At 35.6% G+C, this 10,370-nt stretch carries 13 protein-coding genes; 12 read left to right on the forward strand and 1 reads right to left on the reverse strand.

The genetic code is table 11. From position 1 onward, the window contains the following. Positions 1–47: 47 nt before the first annotated feature. The 11 genes from BTO22_RS13375 (at position 48) to BTO22_RS13430 (ending at position 9,388) form a co-directional block, all read left to right on the forward strand. Positions 48–1,475, forward strand: a complete 1,428-nt coding sequence (locus BTO22_RS13375) for an SIR2 family protein (protein ID WP_105055935.1) — start codon at positions 48–50, stop codon at positions 1,473–1,475. Further along, on the forward strand, positions 1,475–1,951 hold the full coding sequence (locus BTO22_RS13380; RefSeq protein WP_105055936.1) for a TIR domain-containing protein: 477 nt from the start codon (positions 1,475–1,477) through the stop codon (positions 1,949–1,951). The genes BTO22_RS13375 and BTO22_RS13380 overlap by 1 nt, the downstream gene beginning before the upstream one ends. 248 nt (positions 1,952–2,199) lie before the next feature. After that, a complete protein-coding gene (locus BTO22_RS13385; RefSeq protein WP_181044653.1) occupies positions 2,200–3,936 on the forward strand; it encodes an S-type pyocin domain-containing protein in 1,737 nt (578 codons plus the stop codon). Beyond that, positions 3,933–4,337: a hypothetical protein gene (locus BTO22_RS13390; protein ID WP_105055937.1), complete on the forward strand. Its 405-nt coding sequence runs from the start codon at positions 3,933–3,935 to the stop codon at positions 4,335–4,337. Before BTO22_RS13385 ends, BTO22_RS13390 begins: the two co-directional genes overlap by 4 nt. Before the next feature lie 753 nt (positions 4,338–5,090). Next, positions 5,091–5,483 carry a hypothetical protein gene (locus BTO22_RS13400; RefSeq protein WP_105055938.1) on the forward strand — a complete coding sequence of 131 codons (393 nt, stop codon included), beginning with the start codon at positions 5,091–5,093 and terminating at the stop codon, positions 5,481–5,483. A gap of 8 nt (positions 5,484–5,491) precedes the next feature. Further along, positions 5,492–5,950: a hypothetical protein gene (locus BTO22_RS13405; protein ID WP_105055939.1), complete on the forward strand. Its 459-nt coding sequence runs from the start codon at positions 5,492–5,494 to the stop codon at positions 5,948–5,950. A 255-nt stretch (positions 5,951–6,205) separates the two neighbouring features. Next, complete coding sequence (locus BTO22_RS13410; protein ID WP_105055940.1) at positions 6,206–6,754, forward strand: hypothetical protein; 549 nt, start codon at positions 6,206–6,208, stop codon at positions 6,752–6,754. Positions 6,755–6,894: 140 nt separating this feature from the next. Continuing rightward, positions 6,895–7,530 (forward strand): hypothetical protein, encoded by a 636-nt coding sequence (locus tag BTO22_RS13415; RefSeq protein WP_105055941.1) that lies wholly within the window; start codon positions 6,895–6,897, stop codon positions 7,528–7,530. Between the two features lie 157 nt (positions 7,531–7,687). Next, on the forward strand, positions 7,688–8,176 hold the full coding sequence (locus tag BTO22_RS13420) for a GNAT family N-acetyltransferase (protein WP_105055942.1): 489 nt from the start codon (positions 7,688–7,690) through the stop codon (positions 8,174–8,176). A 168-nt stretch (positions 8,177–8,344) separates the two neighbouring features. Continuing rightward, positions 8,345–8,800, forward strand: coding sequence for a GNAT family N-acetyltransferase (locus tag BTO22_RS13425; RefSeq protein ID WP_219843878.1), 456 nt, complete (start codon positions 8,345–8,347; stop codon positions 8,798–8,800). Between the two features lie 165 nt (positions 8,801–8,965). Then, positions 8,966–9,388, forward strand: a complete 423-nt coding sequence (locus tag BTO22_RS13430) for a GNAT family N-acetyltransferase (protein WP_105055944.1) — start codon at positions 8,966–8,968, stop codon at positions 9,386–9,388. A gap of 477 nt (positions 9,389–9,865) precedes the next feature. Here the strand turns inward: BTO22_RS13430 and BTO22_RS20020 are convergent, their stop codons facing one another. Next, positions 9,866–10,012 carry a hypothetical protein gene (locus tag BTO22_RS20020; protein WP_155655031.1) on the reverse strand — a complete coding sequence of 49 codons (147 nt, stop codon included), beginning with the start codon at positions 10,010–10,012 and terminating at the stop codon, positions 9,866–9,868. Positions 10,013–10,200: 188 nt separating this feature from the next. Between BTO22_RS20020 and BTO22_RS20420 the strand changes: the two genes are divergently transcribed. After that, positions 10,201–10,370 (forward strand): DUF4062 domain-containing protein (locus BTO22_RS20420; protein WP_146107555.1); only part of this gene is annotated, 170 nt, incomplete at its 3' end.

A 10,370-nucleotide genomic window follows, 5' to 3' on the forward strand; every position in this document is an offset into this window, starting at 1 on the left:
GCTGGGTTAAGTGTTAATAATAACAATATCAGAAGGCTAGGAGCTGTATGGATTTAGTTAGAGAATCGTTTATAAGAGATATAGGTAAGGAATTACTTGAAGAGAATGTCGCCGTATTTGCAGGCGCTGGAATGTCTGCAGGGTCTGGGTTTGTAAATTGGGCTGAATTATTAAGACCAATAGCAGAAGAACTTGGTTTAGATGTTGATAAGGAATCTGATTTAGTTTCATTAGCGCAATACCATTGCAATGCCAATGGTAATAATAGAAGTCAACTTAATCAAAGGTTGATTGAAGAGTTTTCTCAAGATGCAAAATTAACAGAAAACCATGAAATATTATGTAGGCTACCAATAAAGACATTTTGGACTACAAATTACGATAAGCTACTTGAAAAAGCATTATCTAGTTCTGGTAAGGTAGCTGATGTTAAATTTACAAAAGATCAGCTATCAACAACTAAGCCAAGAAGAGATGCGGTTATTTATAAAATGCATGGGGATGTAGAGCATCCTCATGATGCAGTTTTAACAAAAGATGATTATGAACGTTATCACGTTAAAATGGAGCAATATCTTTCTGCCTTAAAAGGCGATTTGATATCAAAAATATTTATTTTTATTGGATTCAGTTTTACGGACCCAAATCTTGATTATATTCTAAGCAGGGTTCGTATCGCTTATGATGGTAGCCAAAGACGACATTATTGCTTTATAAAAAAAATATCATTAGAGAGCGGTGAAGAAGAGGTCGATTTTAAGTATAGAGAAAGGAAACAAGAATTATTTGTAAATGACCTCAATCGTTTCAATGTTAAAGCTATATTAATTGATGATTATTCTGAAATAACAGAATTACTTCGAGTTGTTGAATTTAACTATAAAAAGAAAACTATATTTATTTCTGGAGCAGCACATGAATATGGTGCTTATGGAGAGAAGGATACATTGGAGTTTGTCCATCGTCTCAGTGGTAAGTTGATTGCTGAAGGTTATAAGATAGTTTCTGGCTTTGGGCTTGGAATAGGAAGTGCTGTTATTTCTGGTGCTTTAGAACAAATTTATATGAGAGGTAATAATACAATTAATGATCAATTGATTTTAAGACCGTTTCCACAAAGTTCAAACAGTAGAGTACCGCTGAAAGAAGTTTGGAGTCATTATAGGAAAGATATGATATCCCATGCTGGGATATCAATTTTTCTTTTTGGTAATAAGGTTAATGATGGGGATATAGTTAACTCGAATGGAATGCAAGAAGAGTATGATATTTCAAAGTCCAAAGGGGTTCTGGTTATCCCTGTAGGAGCGACAGGATATATGGCTGAAGAATTATGGTCTAAAGAAATTGAAAATCCGCCATCAAAATTTTCAAAACTAATATCAGATCTTAATGATAAAACTGACACATTAAATCAATTAGAACATAAAATTTTAGAGATTATTAAAGTTAAAATAAACCAAGGAGAAGTATAATGGCACGTCAAACATTTTTTAGTTTTCGTTACCAAAAAGATAACTGGAGAGCTAGTATTGTTCGTAATAGTTGGCTTACTCAAGACAGGAAAGCATCGGGTTTTTTTGACTCAGCTGATTGGGAAGAAGTAAAAAAGAAAACAGATTCAGAGATCGAAAAATGGATTGACTCTCAATTAAAAGGGACATCTGTTACTGTTATTTTGATCGGTTCGGATACTGCAGGTAAAAAATGGATTGATTATGAGATAACAAGTAGTCATTCAAAAGGAAATGGTATTATTGGTATATATGTACATAATATAAAAGACAATAAAGGTAAAACAACAACTAGAGGTAAAAATCCGTTTGATAATTGGACATTTAAAAAAGCTGGTTCAGTGGTCACTTACCCAGTTTATGAATGGGTTGCAGATGATGGCTATAAAAATCTAGGTGATTGGATAGAAGACGCAGCAAAAACCGCAGGGCGTTAAGCACATAACAAATGCATCAACACGATTTGCTACATTCGGCATTCTAGGCTTCTTTGAGTTTACCACGTTAAGTGGTAAATTTGAGCTTAATCGCATGGTAGCAAACGTGTTATGCAGGCGTTATATGCTTTTTTTGTAAACTTGACAGCCCTTCCATTTTAGGTGATTTAACTATCAATTCAGTGAGATAGTCGCCTGATTGTAATGATAGAATTAACGTCAGTCTTTTATTATAGGTAAGCACTGCGATGACAACAAAAAATAGTATATTTCCACCTAACTCTATGGCGCATGACTCCCCAAATAGAACGCAACCGTTAGGTATAGAAGATGCTCGTTATCAAGAGGCTACCAAAGACAGTTTCTTTCCTAAGTGGTCAATAGCCTATGATGCAGAAGCAAGAAGTGGTAAAGGTGTTACCCCTGCAATCACAGATGCGGCGGTTACTCGTCAAAATGCGATAGCTACGGAAACTGAAGCGGCCAAAACTCAAACTGCGAATGCAAATTCATTAGCATCTAACGATGCTATTTCCAATGTAATGAAAACGGTATCTGAGTTATTTAGCCCAGGCTCTAATAAATGCTTCGCCTCAAGTATTATTCCTGATGTTGATAAAACTCAATCCATTCCATTAAGAGAATATGGTCAAGTTGCGGTATTAACATCAGGAAAAAGCACTGACTTTAAGAAACGCTTTTCTAAAATGGAACCAGAGCAAGAGTTAAAACTCTTGTCTGGTACTAGCTTAGTGGATATGACGTTAAGCGATTTAGGTGCTTGGCGAATAACTCACAATAATGAAGAGGTTCTTCCTGCGTGGTGTTTATTATTCTGTGCATCAGGCATGAAAGCCGAGCATTTGATTAACCGTGAAGAATTTAATCAATTATCGGATGTAAATACAGAGCTTAAATTACGACTTCAAAATGATGAAAGTGGTAAAGAAGATTTAATCGCTTTTCACCGTGACGGTGAAAAGCTTCCTGTTATTCAAGCTGAACCAAATCCAGAGAGCGGAAGTAAGGCTTTTAAAGCAACGCTCCCAAGCGGTGTTGTTATTGAATGGAATGGTGCAAGTAAACAAGGCCCATTATTCCATAATGGGACAGAGCGTAGATTTGGAAGTCTTCGACAAGAAAAAGTTCTTCCAAATGACGGGAAAACTCAAGATATTGATGGTGTTTCTGATGATGCTGTTGAAGAGGTTATTATTGCTTTTCCAAAGCAAAAATTCCTTGAGCCTTTGTATTTAGTTCTTCCTAAATTCAAAGAAGAATCAAAAATAACAATCAACCCTAAAAATATGTACTGGCCTCCGTATAATCCGTTAGCAAAAGAGGGTGATAAAGAACTTAATATTGAATATACCCAAGATATTGTTAAGTTTGCAGTTCTTGAACCTGAAGAATGGACAGTTTTCTTTGATACTTTCGATAAATCTAAAACAGTAAAAGATACTGTTACTGGGCTTTATAATGCAAGAGAAACTGCGAAAGCTCTTGGTGGACTTGGCGTTACAATATTAGTTAAGAATATTGATGGCGTAGATTATGTTATTCTTAAAAATTACGATAAATGGAGCCAAACGTTACTTCATGGTGGTGTATTTAAAGCTAATAATGCTCAAGTTATAAAGCTAGGTTTAGGTGCTTTGGACTCTGTCAAAGGAATGGCTAGGTTTGTTAAGGTTAGCGCCCCAATGGAGATATTGGTTGGCTCTGGAATAAATGTACTTCAATTTATAGTTAATGATGAATATACATTGAAAAAACTAGGTGTAGAGCAAGCTAAAATATTTGTTAATATTCTAGCCGTTTCTGGTTTGGCTGTCGGTGCCGTATACTTATTTCCTATATTGGGTGCAACGGCTTTATACTCTGGTGTCACTTTAGTTATTAGTTCGACAGTTGTTTGGACTGTCGATAAGCTTACTGATTTTGAAAGTAAATTGATTGAAAAAGTTTTGGAGTTGTCAGAATGATGTATCGTGTTGTGTGGTTTATTTTTGCCCCTGCAATAATCTTACTATATGGGTGGGTATGTGCTAATTTTCTATCTCCCTTTATTTTTAATGTAACGAAGGTTTTATACGAACCTATCGGTTACATTAGTGGTATTTTGTTTGCTGGATTTTTTAGTATTCTAATTGTATTTGGTTATAGGTTTGTAGAAGTGACTTTTTTAAAGGAAGTAAAACCAACTAGTAAACAATTGAAAATATCATTTATTACAGGTTTGATTTTTGGTGTTTTTGTTAATTACGCAACTTACGCTTTAATTATTGAGCCTAAAGGATTAATTGAATGCCCAGCAGGACTTGGATATAAAAACAACCTAATGTCTGAGTATGTAATTGATATTAAAGAATGCTCTGTTAATTAGTCGATAATAATCAGACGCATATAACAAATGCATCAACACGATTTACTACACTCGGCATCTCAGGTTGTCGGGTGTTTCTCGTTTTAAGGCGTCAATTTTGAGTATAATTGCATAGTAGTAAACGTGTTATGCAGGCGTTGTGCGTACTGAGTCCGAAATTTTTTGCACGGTTCATCAATAGGATCGCGGCTTTCATAGTTTTGGCTTAGTAAGCGTTCCTTTCTTCTTTGTTGCCTTTTTGCTTTCGTATCGTCAGGTTCGGCAAATTAACCCTTATTTTCCTAAATTCAGGCGTTTCAGAGGCTAATTTACGCTTCAATTGTTCTTTGGTTATGCCTCATTTTATTCTGCATCAGTGTTTTGCTCGCAGCATTTTCAATCCCAGCTGTGGCAAGGATATTTGATTTATCAGTTCCAAATCTGCTGAAACCAAGTCGTTCAAATGGCGTAAAAAATGTATTTGTTTTCTATTCACTTTATCTCGCAATTTAAGAACATTTTGTTCGCTTAATTACTATCGGTAAATTAGAATCAGGGCTTAGAAAATCTTGGCAGGGCAGTTCTTTACCAAGCTGGCCAAGCCGAAAGTAAGCACGCACAACAATCGCATCAACACGATTTATTACATTCGGCGTTCTGGGTTTGTCTTGGGTTTCGTGATTAAGGCATCAAAATTCAGGTTGGTTTGCATAGTAATAAACGTGTTATGCCAGCGTTAGCTGCTTTGTCGGTAATAATAAGTTTAGAGGGATTATGAAAGAAAAATTAGAAGTATTAGAAAAATTTTTATTAGTTCTTACATTAATAGCTGGTTTAGCTGTAAGTGGATGGAAAGGAGTAGAGTATTTATCTGCACAATCATCGATAGTAAAGGCAAAAGCTATTCAAGAGCAAGAAATAGGTAATGCTCAACAATTATTGACAAAAACATATTCCGATTTACTGACAAAACTTGATGAAGATATTCGAAAGATCGATATAAAACTAGAAGAAGAGTCCTTTGAGGGTACTACTGGATGGGATAAATATCTTTCAATTCGTAAAGCAAAAGTAGCAGATCGAAATCAACTTTTAACATTACTTGGAAGCCAAGTTACCAATATAAAAAATGAATCTAAGCCCAAATTAAGTTCTTCTAAAAATTAAGGTTGTTTATGGATATTTCTACTATTTTAGGTTCAGCTGTTGTGGCCGGTATTGTTGCGGGTATAGTAACTTTACGAATTAGTGAAAGAAAGATTTCGATAGAAAATGTTACTCAGCAGCGGCAGGAGTGGCGTGAAAAAATTAGAAAGCTTGCTTTAAATATTTGTTCTGCTTATTCAAGTAATGAAACTCATAAGGTTAAAAATTACTATGTTGAGCTGCAATTACTTTTGAATCCAGATGATAATAACGATATTGAAATATTAGATACTGTTTGGAAAATGCACAAAGGTTCAGAAGATCACCATCTTGATATAGAGCTCTCTGAAAAGTTAGCTTTGCTGCTTAAACATGATTGGGAAAGAGCAAAATCTGAAGCTCAGTTATCTATTTTTAGAATTGTTGGAACTTCCCGAATATCTTACCAATCTTTCAAGCAGAAACACGTAAAAAACGAACGCAGCTAACAAATGCATCAACACGATTTGCTACACTCGGCGTTGTCAGTTTGCCTTTAGTTTTAGTGATTAAGGCAGTAAAATTCAGCTTGGTTTGCATAGTAGCAAACGTGTTATGCAGGCGTTAGGTTCTTGATTTAGATCTCTAAATTAAATGTAAGCAGTGTAATTACATAAGGCTTACTTTAATTATGGATATAGTGCCCATATCTAATACTTAAGGATAGTATGTACTTTCCTTTATATGAATATTTGGAGGCTCTAATGACTGCTAGTTATGCAAAAGATTTCACTGACATTCCTGAATCTTTAAGAAGTAACCCTGGCCTTAAAAAGAAGGCTTTAGATTTGGTTCAATATGAACCTGTGGCTGGTAAAGTTACATCTGGTGGAAATAGATTAGATGATTTTCGAGAGATCCTTATAGATTTCTTTGATTTGAAAATTACTCTGAATGAAGCTATTGCTGAAACGGAAAGAAAACTAGATCGACGTATGAGCATGTTTTCGGCTGATAATCGTGTTTTCGCTAGTGGTTGGTCCGAACGCTTAGTTCGAACACAAGTTAGCCGATTTTATAATCAAGCTGTTTTAGAATTAATTATTGATGGTGGTTCTGATGATTGTTATGTCGAGCACTCTGCAAATGAACAAAGTAGCTCAAAATGTTCTCAAGGGTTAGCAGGTACTACACACAGTGCGAGTATTATGCTAGAAAGATTAAAATTATCTTATGGGGAGGGGGAATGGGGAAAAGATTTGAAGCTTCCTGAACACCCTCACTGTACACATACATTTAGTCCTGCGAACTGAACCTAACAATCGCATCAACACGATTTACTACACTCGGCATCTCAGGTTGTCGGGTGTTTCTCGTTTTAAGGCGTCAATTTTAAGTATAATTATTTAGTAGTAAACGTGTTATGCAGGCGTTATATTTTCGGGAGAATACAGTGATAACAAAAATCAAAAAAATCAGAAAGCGTATGGCTAAAGTACAAAGGCGCTTTTACGAGGTAAAACTGAAAAGGAAGCCAAAACCAAAATATAATTCCATTGAATATGCCGAACCGTTAACTCCGCAGCAGAACTCTGAAAAATTAATAGAGTTCACTGCTGAGGGGAATAATTGGATCAGGACGAGAACTTCATCAGTCAATCAACATATCGGTGCATTCTTGAGTATCATTATGTTATTAGAACTAAAGTTGGACAACTTACTTTTAGACTTTGATCCTAAAATTGAAAGAAAGACTTTTGGTGGGAAAATACGTGTATTTAAAGACTTTCTGAACGAATTTCAGTTTGATCAATTCGATGGAATGAAAGCTGATTATCTTGCATTGTTAAAATCACTGAACGAGCTACTACAGGTGAGAAATGACTTTGCGCATGATATTACAGTAACCAATGTTTCGTTGGTCGATTTTGTACAGACGAGTGCTTATGTGAAGCGTGAAGAACCTCATAAATATGAAATGTTGGTAGAGGATGCGCCAAGTGAGCAAGATAAGGTTTTGCTTCTAGTTTCCATTTTCTGTTTAAGTGCATCGGTAGAAATCGCAAGACTCAGACTTTTGGTGAAATAGAAAATATAACAAATGCATCAACACGATTTGCTACACTCGGCGTTGTCAGTTTGCCTTTAGTTTCAGTGATTAAGGCGTTAAAATTTAGCTAAGTCTGTATCGTAGCAAACGTGTTATGCAGGCGTTATGTGCTTAGTAATAAATAAGAGTGATGTAGATGAAAATAGAATTAGAAATTGTCAAAAAGATTGATATCAACGACGAGCATAGACGAGTGTTTGCTGAAATTCTCGGGAAACAGGGTAAAGTACAAGGAAACCTTGCAACAAAAGCAGATAGGTGTCATCTAATTGCAATTGCAAAAATGAATAATAAACCAGTAGCTATCGGTGCAATCAAACAAAAAACAGTTTCCGATTTTTCTCCAGCTAAAGCTGATCTAGAAGAGTTTAACTCACAGTTTTCTTGGGAAATAGGTTATCTATACACCGATCCAGATTATAGAGGTAACGGTTTAGCTAAGCGCATCGTTGTCTCACTCTTGGATATATATGGTGATGATAACCTGATGGCTTCAACAGAGTTGGAAGAAAATCCCCAAATGGTTTCTATTCTTGAGCAAAATGGTTTTTCTGTTCATGGTAAATCATGGGCAAGTGTCATTCATGGTAATAAACTTGGATTATTTCTGAAATTCAAAAAGTAACAACGCACATAACAAATGCATCAACACGATTTGCTACATTCGGCATTGTAGGTTTCTTTAGGTTTACCACATTAAGTGGTAAATTTAGCTTAATCTGCATGGTAGCAAACGTGTTATGCAGGCGTTATGTTTATCCAATAAATTGAGGTACTTATGAAAGTAAGGTTAATGGAACAGTCTGATTTAAATGATACAGCAGAAGTACATAAATTAGCTTTCGTAAGACAGAAACAATCTTATGAATGGTTAGTGTGTAATTTCAATGCTTTTCCGCGAGTCTTGTGTTTTGTCGCTGAAGATAGCAATGGGATTATTGGTTATATTATTTGGACTCAGAAAAGTGGTTTTCGTCCTGAAGTCGTAATGGAAATTGAGCAATTAGCGGTTTCTCCTAACCACCAAAGAAAAGGTATTGGGCGCAGCTTAATCATGAACTCTTTACCATTAGTAAAAGCAAAATTGGCAGAGAATGACTCAGTATTAAAGCATGTGTTTGTTACAACGAGAGCCGACAATTTTGCTCAAGAATTGTATAAATCAACATTAGGCGCAGAAGTGGAAGCAACGATTACTAATCTATATTCTGCGGATGAAATATTAATGATTGCACGCAACGTTAGTTAATAAACATAACAATCGCATCAACACGATTTGCTACACTCGGCGTTGTCAGTTTGTCTTTAGTTTCAGTGATTAAGGCGGTAAAATTCAGCTAGGTCTGTATCGTAGCAAACGTGTTATGCAGGCGTTATGTGTTTTTACGGAAATGATAGATTTAATGGAGTAATTATGGTTTTAATTCAAACGGTTGAAAGTAACTCAACGTATTTAACTGAATTGTATCAATGGTTTGAAAGTGAGTGGGATGATGTTGAACCACTGGCAACAGTAAAGGATGGAAAAGTAATCCCAAATCCTATTATTGCCTTAGAAAATGGTGAATTAATTGGTGGTTTAGTTTTCACTCGTTTTCTATCTCCAATTACTCAAGAGCAAGCAGTTTGGATTAATGCTGTCTTTATTAAACCTGAAAATCGTAAGCAAGGAATTAGCTCACAATTGATTAATCATGCTGAAAAAATGGTTAGTGAAATGGCTGAACCAGAGTTGCTGGTTTTTACTCATATTCCTGCATTGTATTCAAATCTAAAATGGACAGTAATTGAAACGGTCGATGATCATTTCGTACTTAAAAGTTCATTGGTTCAATAAGAACACACATAACAATCGCATCAACACGATTTGCTACACTCGGCGTTGTCGGTTTGCCTTTAGTTTCAGTGATTAAGGCAGTAAAATTCAGCTAGGTCTGCATAGTAGCAAACGTGTTATGCAGGCGTTGTGCGTACTGAGTCCGAAATTTTTTGCACGGTTCATCAATAGGATAGCGGCTTTAGTAGTTTCGGCTTAGTAAGCGTTCCTTTCTTCTTTGCTGCCTTTTGCTTTCGTATCGTCAGGTTCGGCAAATTAGCCCTTATTTCCCTAAGTTCAGGCGTTTCAGCGGCTAATTCACGCTTCAATTGTTCTTTGGTTATGCCTCATTTTAGCCTGCATCAGTATTTTCCTCTTAGCATTTTCAATCCCAATTGTTGTTAGAATATCTGGTTTATCAGTTCCAAATCTGCTGAAACCAAGTCGTTCAAATGGCGTAAAAAATGTATTGGTTTTCCATTCACCTTATCTCGCAATTTAAGAACATTTTGTTCGCTTAATTGGCATCGGTAAATTAGAATCTAGGCTTAGAAAATCTTGGCAGGGCAGTTCTTTACCAAGTTGACCAAGCCGAAAGTAAGCACGCACAACAATCGCATCAACACGATTTATTACATTCGGCATTCTGGGTTTGCCTTTAGTTTTGTGATTAAGGCAATAAAATTCAGGTTGGTCTGCATGGTAATAAACGTGTTATGCCAGCGTTATGTGAATTATATAAAATAGTACGCAACTTACTGTGTAATAATCTATCTAGCTTAAGATATTATTGATATGTATACTATGCGGAAAATGATAATAACGAGTAAAATATGGCTATTCCAAAAGTTTTTGTAAGTTCAACATGCTATGATTTGCAAGAAGAACGAGCACAATTAGAAAGGTTTATCTCTGGTTATGGTTTTCACCCTATATTAAGTGAATATAGTGGTGTCTATTATGATGTAGATACACATACTCACGATTCATGCGTAAGTGAAGG

The sequence above is a fragment of the Aliivibrio sifiae genome (assembly GCF_002954705.1).
GTDB classification, from domain to species: Bacteria; Pseudomonadota; Gammaproteobacteria; order Enterobacterales; family Vibrionaceae; genus Aliivibrio; species Aliivibrio sifiae_A.